The sequence below is a fragment of the Mesorhizobium sp. B283B1A genome, assembly GCF_020165735.1.
In the GTDB taxonomy this organism is placed as follows: domain Bacteria; phylum Pseudomonadota; class Alphaproteobacteria; order Rhizobiales; family Rhizobiaceae; genus Mesorhizobium; species Mesorhizobium opportunistum.
This window is the reverse complement of the sequence record NZ_JAIUIQ010000003.1, coordinates 56,895-72,287: the sequence shown is the minus strand read 5'-3', so window position 1 is coordinate 72,287 and position 15,393 is coordinate 56,895. Positions and strand designations below refer to the sequence as shown.

The following is a 15,393-nucleotide window of genomic DNA, read 5'->3' as shown; positions in this document are numbered from 1 at the left end:
GCTTTACACGTCCATTTCGCTTTCTACCTCTTCGACCAACTGCTTTCGCGTCGACAGCACGCGCTGGATGAAAGCAATACTGGCGGCAAGCGCGCCAGCGAGCTCGTCCATCGTGCACACTTCCTCTACCAGTTCGAACGAGAAGGGTCCCGCATAGCCATGGTCAAGCAGCGCCTGGATCTGACTGGCATTGTCAGAACCTCCAGGAAGGCGATCCGGGTAAATCCAGAACATCGGGTCGTTCACGCCTGAAATGTGCGCCAGTCCGGTAAGCTCGCCAAACAAGGAGGTCTCGCCGGCGAGCGTGTGGTGGAACGTATCGTGCATCAGGCGAAACACGGTCTGGCCGTCAACCGCGGCAATGGCCTCGACCGCTTCCCGCTTTGATCGGAGCGAGCAGGTTCGAAAGCCCAGCGGCTCAATCAGGCCGATAAGGCCGCGCGATTGGAGGATCGGCTTGAGCGCGTTTAGAGCGAGGCGGAGACCGTCATGGCGCTCGCCAGCGCTGGCGCGCGAGCCGTGGTTGACTGGCACCAGCACGACCGTCTTGGCCCCGCAGGCCGCAGCGTAGTCGGCCAGCTTGCTCGCCTCCGCCCGGCGGGTGGCAGTCCAGTCGTCGAAGCGCTGCAAAGCGTTCATCGAAATTATCGTGACGCCGGCTTCGGTAGCGGCCGAGCGGACCTCAGCAGCCGGAATGGCGCGTGCAACAGGATTGCTGAAACGATGGTCACGGATTTGAACATCGGTCAGGCCCTGATCACGCGCAATTGCGAAAATGGCACTGACGTCGACAGAAGGCGCCGCCATGTCTTGCAGCGCAAAGCGGGGAGATACCTGGCGCATGGGCTTGGCTTTTCCTTCAACAAGTGCGGCGCCAGTCTTGTCTGGCTTCTCCGCGCGCCCCACCGCAGGCGGATGCACAAAGCTGATTAGAGCAGGCTAGTCAATCGAGCGATTCTTGCATTTATGATAGGAAATTGGCACGCACTGATGGAATCACATCATTCAGATATTCTCCGGCACATAGATATCGAACGGCAGAAATGTCTGGCCCGATGTCTCCGCCGTGCCGTTCTTGAGGGCGCGGCCCATCAGCAGCATCAGCTCCTGGCAAAGTCGGCGCAGTGGTGTGGCGAGCGCCATCGTGACGATGTCATCCGCGAGAGCCGCCCGTGACTCCGGCGTGATTTCATTCACGATCACGACGAGATCCTGACCGTTGCACTCGTCCCGGAGCGCGGAGATGGCACCCTCCATGCCACCGCCGGCCACGTAGAACCCGACGAGCTCAGGTTCCCGCTGCATAAGATGCAGTAGCGCCTCGTAAGTGATCTGTCGTTTCTCAAAGTTCAAGAGCGTATCGAGCACCTCGAATGCTGGCTCGTTCTCACGGAAATAGGAACGGAAGCCGCTTTCCCGCAGCTCATGACTCTGGAAACGGTGGCTGCCCACAAACACCGCCACTTTGCCAGGCCGTTTAGCGGCTTTGGAGAACATCCAAGCTGCCGTGCGCCCGACCCGGTGGTTGTTGAGACCTACGTAGCCCTCGCGCACGCCAGCGGCGAAGTCAGAAAGCAGCGAGAAAACCGGGATGCCTTTTGCCTTGAGCTCCTCGACTGCCGCCGTGATCTTAGGGTGGTCTGGCGCCACCATGCCGATCGCGTGACAGCGCCTACCAAGATTCTTGAGGCTAGCCGCCAGCTCCCCGGGCGAATGCGAAGGCGCGAATTCGATAACCGGAATGCCATAGAAGGTCTCGGCCGAAGTAACCGCTGCTTTGACCTCGCGCGCGAAATCTTGGTAGAAATGCTGGGCCGGCTTTCTCAGGATGAAGCCTAGCCGGTACTGCGGCAGGTCCCGTTGCAAGCGCTGTTTGATGAGGCCCGCCGCATGATAGCCGATCGCGTGGGCGGCTTCATGGACCAGCCGCGCGGTCCGCTCCCGCACCGGAAGACGATCGTTCAGGACGCGATCGACCGTTGCTACGCTCACTCCGGCTTCGCGGGCGAGATCGGCAATTGTGGGGCGCTTGGCCGTCGCGCCAATTCTGATCGGCTGTCCCTGTGTCATCGGCCCTGTCCCGGCGACGGTTCCGGGCGGCAACATGAAGATTTCGACATGCTCCACGATCGGCAACCTATCCAATGAACAGCGCTCAAGGAGCAACCGAGCATTCGTCGCTCTCGGTTTCGTTTGCGTAAGGCATCCATGTTTCTTGATTCACCGCATTGGCGCTTCTGATCTTGTGTCTCGCGACGCGCTGTTTAGAGCCGCGAGCCGATTCTTTCCTGCTGATGACAGCGCGGCGACTTGATTGGTCGCGCTGCAGCAATCTTGCTGGGGCGGGGTGGCCGGTTTAATCTCTCGGCAAGCTCCCGCAGAAGGCGGCTTTCATGCGCGCTTCGTCCAATTCGCCTTCCCAGCGGGCGACGACGAGCGCAGCCACCGCGTTACCCACTACATTCGTCAGCGCTCGGCATTCGGACATGAAGCGGTCCACACCAAGGATCAGAGCCATCCCAGCAACGGGAACAGTTGGTATTACGGAAAGCGTGGCGGCCAACGTGACGAAGCCAGCCCCCGTAATACCTGCGGCACCCTTCGAGGAAAGCATCGCGACGACCAACAGGAGAATCTGATCGGCAACCGACAAATGCGTGTTCGTTGCCTGGGCGATGAACAGGGCGGCAAGCGTCATATAGATATTGGTACCGTCCAGATTGAAGGAATATCCCGTCGGGATGACGAGACCCACGACGGAACGCTTGGCGCCTGCCTTCTCCATTTTCTCCATGAGCGAGGGCAGCGCAGCCTCCGAGGAGGACGTTGCCAGGACCAGCAGCAGCTCTTCCTTGATGTATCGCACGAGAGAAAAGATTGAGAAACCGTTGTATCGGCACACCGCGCCGAGAATCCCGAACACGAAGACGAATGCGGTGAAATAGAACGTCGCGACCAGCATGGCGAGGTTGACCACTGAACCGATGCCATATTTGCCGATTGTGAAGGCCATGGCGCCGAAAGCGCCGACGGGCGCGGCCTGCATCAGGATGCCGACCAGCTTGAACACCGGCGCGAGGAGCGCTTGAAGCAAGGAAAGCACAGGCTTGCCGGTGTCTCCGGCCATCGCCAGAGCGCTGCCGAACAGAATCGAGAAGAACAGGACCTGCAGGATGTTGCCTTCGGCGAAGGCACCAACGATAGTTGACGGGATGATGTTCATGAGGAAGCCGGTCACCGACTGATCGTGGACCTTGGCCACATAGCCCTGCACGGCCTGGCCATCGAGCGAGGCCGGATCGATATCGAGGCCAGAGCCGGGTTGAACGACATTGGCGACAATGAGACCGACGATCAATGCGAGGCTCGAGAAGGTCAGGAAATAGATCATCGCCTTGCCGGCGACCCGGCCGACCTTCTTGAGATCGTTCATGCCCGCAATGCCGGTCGTTACGGTTAGAAAGATCACAGGTGCGATAATCATCTTCACGAGCTTGATGAAAGCATCGCCCAGCGGCTTCAGAGCCTCTCCGGTGCCCGGATACAAATAGCCGACTGCGACACCGAGGGCGATGGCGGTAAGCACCTGCACGTACAGTTGGGCGTAGAAGGCCTTGCGGGCTGGGGGACCGGCGCTTCGAATCGGTGGAGCCAACAGCTTTTCTCTCCCTGACCGGATCGGGGTGGGCCTCCTCCCTTCCCGCGCTTCTCCCATCGCGGCGCTCCGGTCGAGCGCTGCTGTCGTCTCGGCTGCAAGCGTCGTGCCAAGTGGAAATCCCGCGCCCAATCGTGCAGGTTCAGACGCTCGGTCAACCGGTGTCCCTGACGTTTGTGCGGGTTTCCGCACTGGCTGCCTTCATCCTGGGCGAAATCCCGCACTTAGGCTCGGAATTGTGCCGGGTCGAAGCAATACGGTCCGGTGAAGAAAGAGGATTGACAGGGCGCCGTGCAGTAATTGCTTTGCCTGGCAGAGCGGCCGCCGGTTGTGTCTCTGGCGCCCCGATGTCCCCGCTTCCTTGTCGTATTTGCGACCGACCGCGCACCGGAGTGGAGGATCACCTACACGAGCGTGCTCTGCCGTGCTCCCGCCGAAGCAGAGCGTCTCGAAGGGGCCGTCGACAGACCTATTGATCCCGCGGGTCCTGGTGCAACCGTGTGATTGAGGAGATACTTTGCAGCACGAACACTGCAGCCCCGCACGACGACAACTTCGCGCCACGGCACGCGCCGCCTGCTCTCGAGGGAAGGCATCAAATAGCGAGGAATGAACGATTGTCGCGATCAACTCGAGCCAGGAGGACGTCGGCAGCGATTGCCGGCGATAGAAGCGCGCAATGCGTCGGCTCGCTCAGCGCGCCAGGCACCCTCGAGACGCCGGGGCAAACATCTTTGCCGTTCCGAATCGATCTCCTGGCAAGAATCTGAATGATGGATTCTATCAAAGCCTCTCTCATCCTTTCAGAAATGCAAGGAAGTTCGGTTGATTGGCCACCTCGTTCCGAGCAGCTGTTGACTGCCCATCTCGTTCCGAGCAGCAGTGGTGGCCACCGGAAAGAGCCTGTAGAGCGCCCCGATTCAGTAAGGATAGTCCAGCCATGCATCGAGCATCGCCTCCCGCATTTTTTGCGCCTGCCTTTCATCGGGCCCTGACCCAAGCCAAAAACCGAGACCTACTTTTCGTCTTATGCCTCCTGCGGAACTCCGGCGTGCTGCCGCCAACCCCGCGTCACGATTGTTTCTATCGACGTCCCAAACACTCGTGGCTCCGACGCGCGAGCAAGTGCGCCAATCTGCGGCGGCCTACGGGGCGAAGAAACTCATGCCGGTCCCGGCCAACGGTGGCTGGGGCGCCGATGCCATTTGACGAGGGCCTCTACGCCCGGCGAGGTCGCAGGCCCACATGGCGCGGCGTTGCTGTCGCGGCCCGGAATGGAGGATGACATGCTAAATCAGGACAACAATCGCCAATCTGAAGAAAGTGCTGAGCAGACGCCGTCATGCTGCCCATCGCTTCACGACGCCAAAAGGGACGACGTTGAATCCGCTACTCTGCCGTCACGTGAGAGCGAGCTTGCCGGCGTAGTGGAAATATTTACTACAGCACTTGCCGCCCCCTCCGCGCTCGATGTCACGTTGACAAAGGTCGTAGATATTCTGCGATCGTTTCTGCCGATGCGGCACGGCATCATCTCTCTCTTTAACAGTCATGGCGAACTGGAAATCTTCGGCGCCGGCTCGAGCGAGAGCCGCCGTGTGCCGCAGAAGGCGATCGACCAGATTATGAGGGCGGGCACGCCCCTGGTCACCGAGAACATCGCCTTTCATTCGGCTTTCACCGCCGCCGACACGGACGTGCTCGGGGTCTCCAACAACGCAGCAGTGTCCTTCATCGGCGTTCCCATTCGCGTCGATGCGGATGTCGTGGGCACACTGACCATCGACCACGTACTGGGCGAAGACCCAAGAGCTTGGCTCGATCACAACCTCTATCTGCTCAACCAAATCGCTAACTTGGTAGGTCAGACAGTCAAGTTTCGTCGCTCCCTAGGGGGCAGTCGCCAGCAACCCCTGGCCCAGCACGACTTGCAGCCAAAGCAGAACCAACCGGCGCGGCCGCGTAACAAGATTCACATCGAGGGGATGATTGGCGACAGTTTGCCGTTTCGCGGTCTGATTGAGAATATCCAGGTCGTAGCCAAGCTCAAGATTGCGGTTCTGTTGCGAGGCGAGTCGGGTACCGGGAAGGAGAAGGTCGCCAAGGCCCTCCATGATTTGTCGCCGCGCGCCAAACGCCCCTTCATCAAGCTCAATTGCGCTGCGCTATCCGAGACAGTCCTGGAATCCGAATTGTTCGGTCACGAGAAGGGCGCGTTCACAAGCGCGTTCAACTCGCGCAAGGGGCGCTTTGAGCTCGCCGACAAAGGGACGCTGTTCCTGGACGAGATCGGCGAGATCTCGCCATCGTTCCAGGCAAAGCTCTTGCGTGTGCTGCAGGAGCAGGAGTTCGAGCGCGTCGGCGGCAACCAGACCGTCAAAGTCGATGTTCGGATCATCGCTGCCACGAACAAGAACTTGGAAGAGGCAGTTGCCAGAAATGAGTTCCGGGAGGACCTCTATTACCGCATCAATGTGTTTACGGTGCGGGTGCCGGCGCTGCGCGAAAGGCGCAGTGATATTCCGCTCCTCGCAGCCGAGTTTCTCAAAAATTTCAATGATGAGAACGGCGTTACGATGACCCTCGATCCCGGTGCGGTTGAAGTGCTGATGAACTGTGATTTTCCCGGCAACATTCGCGAGCTCCAAAACTGCGTGTATCGGACAGCGGTTCTGGCGATGGGTGCATCGATAGGGAGAGGCGACTTTGCATGCTGCCAAGGCCAATGCTTCGCAGCGGCGCTGCATAAGGTCAGATCCGACAGCCTGGCGCTGCAATCGCGGCCGATGTTGCCGGCGCCAGGGGGTGCGGCCATAACGCCGGCTGCTGCCGGTACGTCTCCCTCCGTCGCAGTCCCGCCTGAGACCACAGGGGAGCCGCCACTGAGCAGGATAGCTCACTTGAACGGTACGAGAACGACCGGTGCTGAAGCTGTCATCGCGGCCATGGAAAGATGTGGCTGGGTCCAGGCAAAGGCGGCACGCCTGCTTGGACTGACGCCGCGCCAGATTGGCTACACGCTGAGGAAGTACGGCATTGAGATCAAGCGTCTGTGAAGAGTCAACCGAACCCGATGAAGCCTTGCTGCTTTGGCGCCTTGAGACGAGCGATGTGGGGTCCCCGCGTCGCCATTTCGATTCGTTCGACCCAGGCAAGAACATGGGGCCTCACCCGAGATGACGCTTTGCTACCTAGCAATGAGATTGGCAGGCAGGAGGCCAATTTTAAGCTGTTTCGACCTAGTTGGCCCCAACGACAGGCGGCCTTTATGTAAAGCAAAATAGAACGAGGAACCGGTGCTACCACCCGACATGAGCTCTGTGCGCTCGTTATCGTTTTTGGTGTACAACACGTCCATGCTAAAAACTCCTGTAAATTGCGGGCCGCCTTTTCGCAGGAGCCCACGATGTCTTTTGAAAGGAAAATCTGGAAGGGCGTGCCGACCAGGATCGAAGAGAATCCTTGGCAGGCCGCACTCCTTATTGACGAGGACTTGTGCGGTGGATCGGTGCTCGCAGAGCAATGGATCGTTGCAGCGGCCCACTGACGGTTTGGGCCCTTAACTGAAAGATTCCTCCAGCTGGCGGCGCAAGAACAATAGCGCCACGATTGAGACCGGTACCCCGGCGAACTGGATGGCCGACGTCGCCAGCAGCGCGATCGCTACCAGCGGGGCCGGCGCTGGGCCGCCGAACCCGTTGATGATCCAGCGGATCAGGGCTGCCTCGCGCGGCTTGTGCCGCGTCGGTTTGTACCCCATCAAACTCCCTTCATCCTATTGTCACGGCCGGCAGCTGCGACGATAGCTAGCCCGAAATCTTGAACCTCCTGCCGACCCACGACAGCCACTTGGCCCGCCTGGGGTGGCGCGGGGAAGGGCAGGGCGCTCCGTGCATCAGGGACACGACCGGGAGCCCGGAGCACCAATCGAACTTGCAGGCGATCTCTACAGCCTGCTGTGAGGTCCCGCCGGATTCGAGAATGGCCTCCGCGTAATGGGAGCCGCTGCCGATAACAAAATAGGGGCTTTCGAGCATGCCGGTCAGTGTCCAGGCGCCAGACGCCACTTGAGCGCGCCCGTCGGGATGAACGACCAGCAGACCGACGTTGGAGCCTTTTACACCCTCTGGCGTGTTGTGAACGTCAGCGCCAGCGGCGTACCAGTCCAGAATGGCCTCACCGGCGCCAACCTGGGGAGTCGTTGCGCCAATCAGGCGTCCATCCGGAAGACGGCGGATTTTGAGCTTGGAGCCGATTGATCCCAGGCCGGCGCCGTAGGCACGGCTGTCGGCGGCCATTACGCCGTGTTTGTAGGCGATCGTCGTCACAGCCACGTCCCCTCGTCAACCTTGCTCATGGCCGCGTCGGCCGAGCACACGATCTCGACAGTGTCGACGCCGGCAGCGACGGTTTTCGCGGTTAGTTCCTGGGGCTGGAGCCCTCGTTTCGTGACGACTGCCCTGGCCTCGCTCACGCATTGGTTGGCGATCTTGTGGATCTCCCGGTCCAATTGTGCGGTATCCATCTTTACTCCTGTTAACGGTTTCGAATTCCTGGCTAGTTCGGTGACGGTCAGAGCAATCCTCGTGCCAAGGAGAGCGCCGACAACAGCAAAATGCCGGGCGTGCAGGTCATTTGTCGATTGCGCAGTCGTCGCCGGCTGTAGCGTGTGCAGGTTCACGTGGTTTTCGTCTCTGGGTTGCTATCTGAGTTGGCCCTTGCTGGCGTAGGCCAGAGCGCCGTGGCCACGTTCCGCGAGGGATGATGCTGTGCCCCGAAGGTCTCGTATTCGTAGCGCTGAGGTATCATCGAGCACATAGCGGCTTTTCGTTGAGGTAGGCGTGGGGATCGGCCGGAAAAGCGAGCGCCTGCTTGCGCGAGATCGTCAACTCGCGCCCAGCATTTAGATGGAGACGCCGGCGAGACGGAGCGATCGCATCTGTGGCACTCGAGAGGAAAAAGGCGAGGGGATTGCGCAATTGGTGCTCCTGCCATGGTCGGGAACGCCCCGCCCTTAACGAAAGGCCGGTAGTCGGACCGCATTCGCCAATGCTGCACAACACGTGCCGTCTGCTGTTGTCGCGATCTCTTGCGAAGGAGTGCTCGAACTATGCCCGAAGAATGAGTTCTCACACTGACGCCTGCAGACTTGCCGGCCTCGTCCGGGTGAGTCGTAGCGGCCGTCGCCGAACTTGGAAAAGGCGGGCTGGCCTCGATATTGGCCTGACGGCTGTGTCGAGTGTCCAGCAGGCAGAACTTAGAAACTGGCGATGAACACGTCGAAGACGGCCAGCTTCGGCAATGATGGTTGAGCGACGCGGCTACTGGAACGCGGCTGGCGCGAACATAGACTGGTCGCGGGTTCGTCGATTGATGCGTCCCACAAGCAGCGGGAGGTGCATTGCACCAGACGGCTGGGCGCCGGATCCGCGGGATCAATGGCATCCGAACCGACTATCCGAATGGCCTCCAGCGGTCTCGTGCTCAATCGCGTCCCACTCGCTGCCCCACTTTTCCGGTATCCGAGTACGATAGCGTTTATGATCGCCGTCCGACACGGAGTGTGGGGATTGTCGGGGCCGCGACAAACCTCTTGGTTTAGGCACTTTCTTTTCTGGGGCTTAGGCTAACTGTTGGAAACGAATGTCGGGTCGATGGGTGAGTTGATACGATTTTGCGAGCCTTGGTGTGGAACAGGAAGAGGTGGGATCTTGGAAGCGTGGACCGTCGATGCCACGCGCCACACGCTCGGCGCGCGGCAGCCGGTTTTTGCCTAGACCAGAGCTACACGCCTGTTGCGGGACAGTATGCTACCGGGGAAAAACCTGAAGTGACCGCAGATCAAACATCATCCGCTGGACAATTGCCCACCCGTCGGGGCTTATGGCCCCTGCGTCAGGTCTATCAGCGTTTCTTCAACGCTTGGAGCCAATGGTTGCCGCCGTTTTCTGATCGGTCTCGTTCGCACGGCCTCTTGTCCAGGGCTTGCTGGAGGCCAGGCAGCGTTCGTCTGATTGGAAACGGACAGGGTTATCCCGCTCATCATACGGCCGTCACGCAGTTGGCTTCCTTGAGTGCGAGCGGTTTTCGCTGCCCGCTTCATCCGCGGCGTTCGCCGACGCGCCTAAAGCGGATACTGCCGGCGATGCATGCATCAGGTACGCGAGGCGGCTTGTCCAGTCGGATCGGCCTCCTCATCGGGAATGTCGTCGAATGACGAGTAGTTCAGATTGTAGAGTTTGGAATAGAGCCCGCCCATAGCCATCAGCTTGTCATGGTTGCCGGTCTCAATAACCTGGCCGTTCTGAAGCACGATGATGCGATCGGCACCCCGGATTGTTGCGAGACGGTGAGCGATGACAAGCGCGGTACGGCCTTCAAGGAGCTTTCCGAGTGCCTTCTGGATCAGCATTTCCGTGTAGCTGTCGATGCTGGCGGTGGCCTCGTCAAGAACAAGGATCTTGGCGTCGGCGACGAGAGCGCGGGCGAAACTGACAAGCTGACGCTGGCCGAGAGAAAGATTGCCGCCGCGTTCGCCGAGTTGAGTCTGGTACGTGTCGGGAAGGTTCATGATGAAGTCGTGGGCTCCGACCACCTTGGCGGCCTCAATCACCTTCTCGCGCGAGACTTCCGTGTTGCCGTAGCGGATGTTCTCGAAAACCGTTCCGGTGAACAGAAACGGCTCCTGCAGCACCATAGCGATCTGGTTGCCGAGCGATTCCTGTGTGAGATCGCGCACATCATGTCCGCCGACCAGCACTTGACCTTGCTGAACATCATAGAAGCGGTGGACGAGGGCCATCGCGCTGGATTTACCAGAGCCAGTCGGCCCGACCAAGGCGACCGTCTCGCCGGGATTGACCTCGAAGGAGACATTCTTCAGCACCGGATCTTTGGGGTCGTAGCCGAACGTGACGTCCCTGAACTCGACTGAGCAGGCCATTTCCGGCAAAAGGACACTCGCATCCCGTTTGTCCTGGATTTCGACCTTGACGTCGAGCACATCGGTCAGGCGCTTGCCGGAGGCCATCGCCCTCTGCATGACCGAATATTGCAGGGTAAGTGAGCGAATTGGGTCAAAGAAGCGTTGGATATAGAATATGTAGGCAACCAACGTTCCTACTTCGATGCGACCATTCATGGAGCCGCCGACCACAATTACGACAGCCATGGCGAGGCCCGTGAGGCCATCCACGATCGGCACCATTATCTGTGTATACCTGGCAGCGATCAGGTGGGTTGTGAGGTCAGCATGTGCCTTGTCGTCATACAATGCGAAGTTTACCTGCTGGCGGTCCATGGACTGAACGGTGCGCACGCCGTGAATGGCTTCGGCCAACGCGCCGTTAACAACTGAATTGGTGTCTTGTGCAGCAGTGAAGGCGTCGCGAGCACGCGGCAGCCAGACGATGCGGATAATCAACAGGACCGGCAAGACAGAGAGCGTCAGAAGGCCGAGCCTGAAGTTGACGCACAGCATAACGACAATGATGCCGAAGAGAAGCGTTATGTCGCCTACAGAGTAGATTGAGCTTTCGAGGAATTCCTGGATAGAGTTGACGTCGCCTTGGAGGCGGGACATCAGGCGTCCGATCTCGGTCTTGTCCATGAAGGAGAGCGATACCATCTGCAGATGCGCAAACATGGCGCGGCGGATGTCGAAGAGGACGTTTCCGGCCATTTTCCCGATCACGGCTTCCTGTGCGTAAGCGGCGCCGAAATTAACCAGAATGGCGAGCGCAAACGCGCCGGCGGCCTCAAGCAGGGCGGAGCGATCAACGCCTGCCGGGGTTATGGCCTCGTTGATCGCGTAGCGGATGATCAGCGGGATGAGAAGCTGCGTGCCAGTGAAAATCAGCAATGCGGCGACGGAGATGGCTGCCGTGGCCCGGTAGGGACGAACGAAGGCCCAGATGCGCCGAATGATCTTTTGGTCAAAGGCCCGGCCGAATATCTCCTCCTCGGCGCGATGGGAACCAACGACCGCGCGCGGGGGACGTCTGCCGCCGTCATTGGGTTCGATTTCGATTTCGCTGGCGTGCTCCTGGGCCATCAGGGCGCGCCTCTATACTTCGTCACAATGTCATCTCCCGGGCGCAACTGCAGATCATGAAGGGCCTTGTAGCGTCCTTGCTTGGCCAAAAGCTCTTGATGGGTACCACGTTCCACGATCTTGCCGTTGTCGACAAACAGGATCCGGTCGGCGTGCTTGAGCGAACTTAGCCGGTGGGCGATGATGATCGTCACCCTATCCTTGGCGAAACGCCGTATCGCCACGCGAATGCGCTGTTCGGTGGCGGCGTCGATCGCGGCCGTTGAGTCGTCGAAAATGACGACTGATGGACGTAACATCATGGTGCGAGCTATGGTGAGGCGCTGCCGCTGGCCCCCAGACAGAGAAGTGCCGCGTTCGCCGACGACCGTCTTGTAACCTGCGGGGAGGTCCAGGATGTAGTTGTGCAACTGGGCGGATTCGCTAGCGCGCTCGATCCGCTGTTCCTTTGCCCAAGGGTCGCCATAAGCGATGTTGTTCTCGATCGTGGTAGTGAACAGGAATGCATCCTGCTGTACGACAGCGACCGCCTTGCGAAGCGTGGCGAGGGTGATCCCACGGATGTCCTGCCCGTCAAGCATGATGGCGCCGCCAGTGACGTCGTAAAAGCGGGGGATCAGGTGAGCGATTGTCGATTTGCCCGAACCCGGCGGACCCACGATCGCGATCGTCTCGCCCCGACGGGCACAAAAAGTGACATTCTCCAGAACGGCCCGGTTTCCGGTGCCGGGATATGCAAACGAGACATTGTCGAAGCGCAGAGTGCCTTCACCGATCTCAAGTGGTCGGGCGGTGGGAACATCCCTGATCGTATTGTCATGATCGAGCAGACCGAAGAGGCGCGAACCGCAAGTATAAGCGCGGGCGAAGCCGTTGACCATCAGGCCAATCTGCCGGACGGGCATTTGCAGGATCGTCATGAAGGCCAGGAACATGGTGAGCGTCCCAACGCTGATCTGCCCGACAATGACCTTGTTGCAACCGAGCCAGAGGACCAACCCCATGGCGAGAAAGAAGGCCAGGGTCATTGCCGACGTATTTGGCACGTACACGTCAACCTGCTGGTGAGCGACTTCGAGCGCGTTTTTCGACGCGCGGTCGAACTTTGCCATCTCGTAGGCCTGTGCCGAAAAGGCCCGGACAACGCGGATACCCGCGAGATTTTCCTCCATCACACGGCCGAGGACGGAAAGCCGCTCCTGCAGGTGGAGCCAGATGGCGCGTAGCTTGACCTGCGTGATCGACGATCGCCAGGCTACGAAAGGCACGAAGCTCAGCGCCATGAGACCGAGCAGCGTGTCGGTTGAGATCATCCTGTAGCCGCCGATCCCGATCAGCATGGTGAGCAGAAGCAAGCGAACCAGGGCGGTGGAAAAATACATCCGCACACCATCGAGATCGAGGATGCCGAGGGTGATCAGGTCGCCTGAATGCACCCGGTCGTGAAAGGAAAAGCTGAGGCGCTGGACCTTGTCGTAACAAGCCAGCCGCAGTTCGTACGCGACGTGATGTCCGACGGCCTCGGCAAAATAGTTTTGCGCCATCGTGAAAAGGCCGCGTAGCGTACTCGCGGCGAGCAGCAGGAGAGCCGGAATCCAGAGCGCTTGTTCTGCAGCCGCCCCCGTGGCACCGCCCCCGAGGACTACCTTGGTCTGGTCGATAGCGTCGCCGAGAAGCTGAGGAATGAGCACCTGCAGGATTACGGCTGCGATTGTCGACCCGATCGCAAGCGCGGCTTGGCGCGGATGCCTCAGATTCATGCGCGTGATGCGCAGCAGCGTGCTCAAGCCCCGGCCCCACCCGGCCGCTTTCACATGCGCGGACGATTTGAGAGAGGTCGTGCCAACAGCATCACTGCTCACAGTGTGTCCCTAACTGAACTTAGCGCCTTCAAAAGCAAGCCGTCGACTCACACCAACGAGGTCCTCAAGTTGATCCAGGGCATTGGCTCAAGTCGTTGACCCGGCGAGTTGCGCCACGGCATCGCTGTCTGGCATGTCAATCACCGTGATCCCGCTTGCCCCAAGGAAACGCGCTTCGTTTCTGGTCAGCGTTTGTCCGTCCATGATCGCGTAACGTGGGCCTTCTGAGCGCTTCATGATCTGCCTGGCGTAAGTACGCAGCATCTGATCATTGAAGCGGCAGCCGACGAAAAAAAACCCCCGGTCGGTGCGCCGTTCCTTGACCACGTCAGGGATAGGGGTCTGGATGTCGATCTCGGTCAGGGCTTCGACATAGTCGGAATCGGCTATGAGGAAATTTGCGGCCGGCCTGATACTGCCATGAGGCGCATAGAGAACCGTCGTCTTTGTCGCTGCTCCGGGCTCGAGCTCCGTCCCGAACAAGTCGTAGGTTCTGGTCCAAATGTCGCGAGTTTCGTTCGCCCGGGTGACGCCTTGGATCTCGGCGACGTCGGTTCGGCCGGCCTCAGCCAGCGCCGCCCTCATGGCGCCTTCGTACCAGCTGTCGACGATGAGGGAGAGCGGGAGCTTTGCGAGCCAGTTGTGGAGGGGCGTCGGCGCCGTCGGCCCCGCGAATATATCTGCCATCCAGGCTTGAAGTGTGCGGCGATGCCGGCGCTGCTCGATGAATTGCGCGACCGACCACATGTTGGTGCGGATCTTCGAGGGAGCTGTGGCACGGGTGTTGAGTGCGGCGGCGACGGCCTCCGGGGTGCACGGTACAGGCGGCTCCGCTGAGCTTAGCCGCAGCAGACCCGGACCGAGATACGGGATCATCTGATCGTAGACGAGCGCTCGTCTGGCCAGCTCAAGCAGCTTTCGGGCAAAACTGTCGCGGACGACGAAGAGGTGGCCCGAGGTCGGGATCGTGTTCATGCTCTTTTTCCTCTTGACGCCTTTCATTGAGGGTCAGCGTCAGCCCTAGTCGGGAAGCTTCCTTGCCTCGACAGTGATCGGCAGGCGCGTATGCGGCGGAAGATCGGGTAGAAGGAGCCGCCACCCGTTCCTGAGCGTTACGACGCCGCCCCAGAGGTCTTGCTTCTCGAGCTCGATAATCGGCTCTTCGAGATCCTTTTTGGGGATGTACGCCGACAACCCGGAATCGGTCCTGCGGATCATAACTTTCATCAGGCCGTCCCTTGCTTCGCGTTTTCTTCGGCCCTACCGGCAAGGTCGGCCCTGTCGAGGCTCATCAATTCGCGCGCTCGCATGCCAACGACCGTGCCACGGTCGATCCATTCGACGGCATAGATGAAGAACTGCTGTAGAAAGGTGCCGATGTCGCGCACATAACCCTCTTCACCCTTGCGCACGAGATTTTCGCCGATCTCCCTGCCAGGATAGGTGCCGTCATTCTTTATGTGACGAGTGGCACGGACCCGCTCCCCCGGCCTGAATTGGGGAGGCCTGCGGATTTCGACCTCCTGTTCGCGTGCGAGGCGCATGGCGGTTCCTTGTTTGTTTGAGGCCAGAGTTGTTGATGAGGCGCGCAGGCTTTCTCGGAAGCAGCCCTATGCCGGGTCAGGCAGGAACGCAGGTCTTCGGCACCGGGCATACCGAGGCACATTGTTGCGTGTCGAATTCTCCCTGGCATTCTGTGCACTTCTGCGGCTCGACCACGTAGCTCTCGCCTTTGAACTTGATCGCACCAGACGGGCATTCGAATTCGCAGGCGCCGCATTGCGTGCATTGGGATGCGATGATCTTGAAAGCCATTTTGACTC

At 59.8% G+C, this 15,393-nt stretch carries 13 protein-coding genes and 1 pseudogene; 2 read left to right on the top strand and 12 right to left on the bottom strand.

Annotated features, from left to right (window positions below):
• Positions 1–3: 3 nt before the first annotated feature.
• From LB577_RS02990 to LB577_RS02980, 3 genes and pseudogenes are all read right to left on the bottom strand, one after another.
• On the bottom strand, positions 4–843 hold the full coding sequence (locus LB577_RS02990; protein WP_013533525.1) for a TIM barrel protein: 840 nt from the start codon (positions 841–843) through the stop codon (positions 4–6).
• A gap of 162 nt (positions 844–1,005) precedes the next feature.
• Complete coding sequence (locus tag LB577_RS02985; RefSeq protein ID WP_224685607.1) at positions 1,006–2,070, bottom strand: LacI family DNA-binding transcriptional regulator; 1,065 nt, start codon at positions 2,068–2,070, stop codon at positions 1,006–1,008.
• A 181-nt stretch (positions 2,071–2,251) separates the two neighbouring features.
• A pseudogene (locus LB577_RS02980) lies at positions 2,252–3,658 on the bottom strand (dicarboxylate/amino acid:cation symporter); the annotation flags it as partial.
• Between the two features lie 1,283 nt (positions 3,659–4,941).
• Between LB577_RS02980 and nifA the strand changes: the two are divergent.
• Together nifA and LB577_RS02970 are read left to right on the top strand one after the other, a co-directional pair.
• On the top strand, positions 4,942–6,711 hold the full coding sequence (gene nifA / locus LB577_RS02975) for a nif-specific transcriptional activator NifA (protein ID WP_224685500.1): 1,770 nt from the start codon (positions 4,942–4,944) through the stop codon (positions 6,709–6,711).
• Positions 6,712–7,061: 350 nt separating this feature from the next.
• The gene (locus LB577_RS02970; RefSeq protein WP_224685499.1) at positions 7,062–7,202 is read left to right on the top strand and encodes a trypsin-like serine protease; all 141 of its coding nucleotides are present in this window, start codon (positions 7,062–7,064) and stop codon (positions 7,200–7,202) included.
• A 12-nt stretch (positions 7,203–7,214) separates the two neighbouring features.
• On the opposite strand, the gene LB577_RS02965 is transcribed toward LB577_RS02970, so the two are convergent.
• The 9 genes from LB577_RS02965 to LB577_RS02925 form a co-directional block, all read right to left on the bottom strand.
• Complete coding sequence (locus LB577_RS02965; RefSeq protein WP_224685498.1) at positions 7,215–7,415, bottom strand: hypothetical protein; 201 nt, start codon at positions 7,413–7,415, stop codon at positions 7,215–7,217.
• 46 nt (positions 7,416–7,461) lie between these two features.
• Complete coding sequence (locus LB577_RS02960; RefSeq protein ID WP_224685497.1) at positions 7,462–7,983, bottom strand: hypothetical protein; 522 nt, start codon at positions 7,981–7,983, stop codon at positions 7,462–7,464.
• On the bottom strand, positions 7,980–8,336 hold the full coding sequence (locus LB577_RS02955; RefSeq protein WP_224685496.1) for a hypothetical protein: 357 nt from the start codon (positions 8,334–8,336) through the stop codon (positions 7,980–7,982). Before LB577_RS02955 ends, LB577_RS02960 begins: the two co-directional genes overlap by 4 nt.
• Positions 8,337–9,809: 1,473 nt before the next feature.
• Positions 9,810–11,708 carry an ABC transporter ATP-binding protein gene (locus tag LB577_RS02950; protein ID WP_224685495.1) on the bottom strand — a complete coding sequence of 633 codons (1,899 nt, stop codon included), beginning with the start codon at positions 11,706–11,708 and terminating at the stop codon, positions 9,810–9,812.
• The gene (locus LB577_RS02945) at positions 11,708–13,570 is read right to left on the bottom strand and encodes an ABC transporter ATP-binding protein (RefSeq protein WP_224685494.1); all 1,863 of its coding nucleotides are present in this window, start codon (positions 13,568–13,570) and stop codon (positions 11,708–11,710) included. The genes LB577_RS02950 and LB577_RS02945 overlap by 1 nt, the downstream gene beginning before the upstream one ends.
• A gap of 87 nt (positions 13,571–13,657) precedes the next feature.
• On the bottom strand, positions 13,658–14,545 hold the full coding sequence (locus LB577_RS02940) for an SIR2 family NAD-dependent protein deacylase (protein ID WP_224685493.1): 888 nt from the start codon (positions 14,543–14,545) through the stop codon (positions 13,658–13,660).
• Positions 14,546–14,590: 45 nt separating this feature from the next.
• On the bottom strand, positions 14,591–14,797 hold the full coding sequence (nifT, locus tag LB577_RS02935; RefSeq protein WP_224685492.1) for a putative nitrogen fixation protein NifT: 207 nt from the start codon (positions 14,795–14,797) through the stop codon (positions 14,591–14,593).
• Positions 14,797–15,114 carry a nitrogen fixation protein NifZ gene (locus tag LB577_RS02930; protein ID WP_064993543.1) on the bottom strand — a complete coding sequence of 106 codons (318 nt, stop codon included), beginning with the start codon at positions 15,112–15,114 and terminating at the stop codon, positions 14,797–14,799. The genes nifT and LB577_RS02930 overlap by 1 nt, the downstream gene beginning before the upstream one ends.
• 76 nt (positions 15,115–15,190) lie before the next feature.
• Complete coding sequence (locus LB577_RS02925) at positions 15,191–15,385, bottom strand: 4Fe-4S dicluster domain-containing protein (RefSeq protein WP_013533512.1); 195 nt, start codon at positions 15,383–15,385, stop codon at positions 15,191–15,193.
• Positions 15,386–15,393 lie beyond the last annotated feature (8 nt).

What these genes read in the sequence shown, in the direction of transcription:
- LB577_RS02985 (WP_224685607.1), bottom strand. Translation starts at nt 2,070, where the DNA reads ATGACACAGGGACAGCCGATCAGAATTGGCGCGACGGCCAAGCGCCCC.
- LB577_RS02970 (WP_224685499.1), top strand. Translation starts at nt 7,062, where the DNA reads ATGTCTTTTGAAAGGAAAATCTGGAAGGGCGTGCCGACCAGGATCGAA.
- LB577_RS02930 (WP_064993543.1), bottom strand. Translation starts at nt 15,114, where the DNA reads ATGCGCCTCGCACGCGAACAGGAGGTCGAAATCCGCAGGCCTCCCCAA.
- LB577_RS02940 (WP_224685493.1), bottom strand. Translation starts at nt 14,545, where the DNA reads ATGAACACGATCCCGACCTCGGGCCACCTCTTCGTCGTCCGCGACAGT.
- nifA (WP_224685500.1), top strand. Translation starts at nt 4,942, where the DNA reads ATGCTAAATCAGGACAACAATCGCCAATCTGAAGAAAGTGCTGAGCAG.
- LB577_RS02950 (WP_224685495.1), bottom strand. Translation starts at nt 11,708, where the DNA reads ATGGCCCAGGAGCACGCCAGCGAAATCGAAATCGAACCCAATGACGGC.
- LB577_RS02965 (WP_224685498.1), bottom strand. Translation starts at nt 7,415, where the DNA reads ATGGGGTACAAACCGACGCGGCACAAGCCGCGCGAGGCAGCCCTGATC.
- LB577_RS02925 (WP_013533512.1), bottom strand. Translation starts at nt 15,385, where the DNA reads ATGGCTTTCAAGATCATCGCATCCCAATGCACGCAATGCGGCGCCTGC.
- LB577_RS02990 (WP_013533525.1), bottom strand. Translation starts at nt 843, where the DNA reads ATGCGCCAGGTATCTCCCCGCTTTGCGCTGCAAGACATGGCGGCGCCT.
- nifT (WP_224685492.1), bottom strand. Translation starts at nt 14,797, where the DNA reads ATGAAAGTTATGATCCGCAGGACCGATTCCGGGTTGTCGGCGTACATC.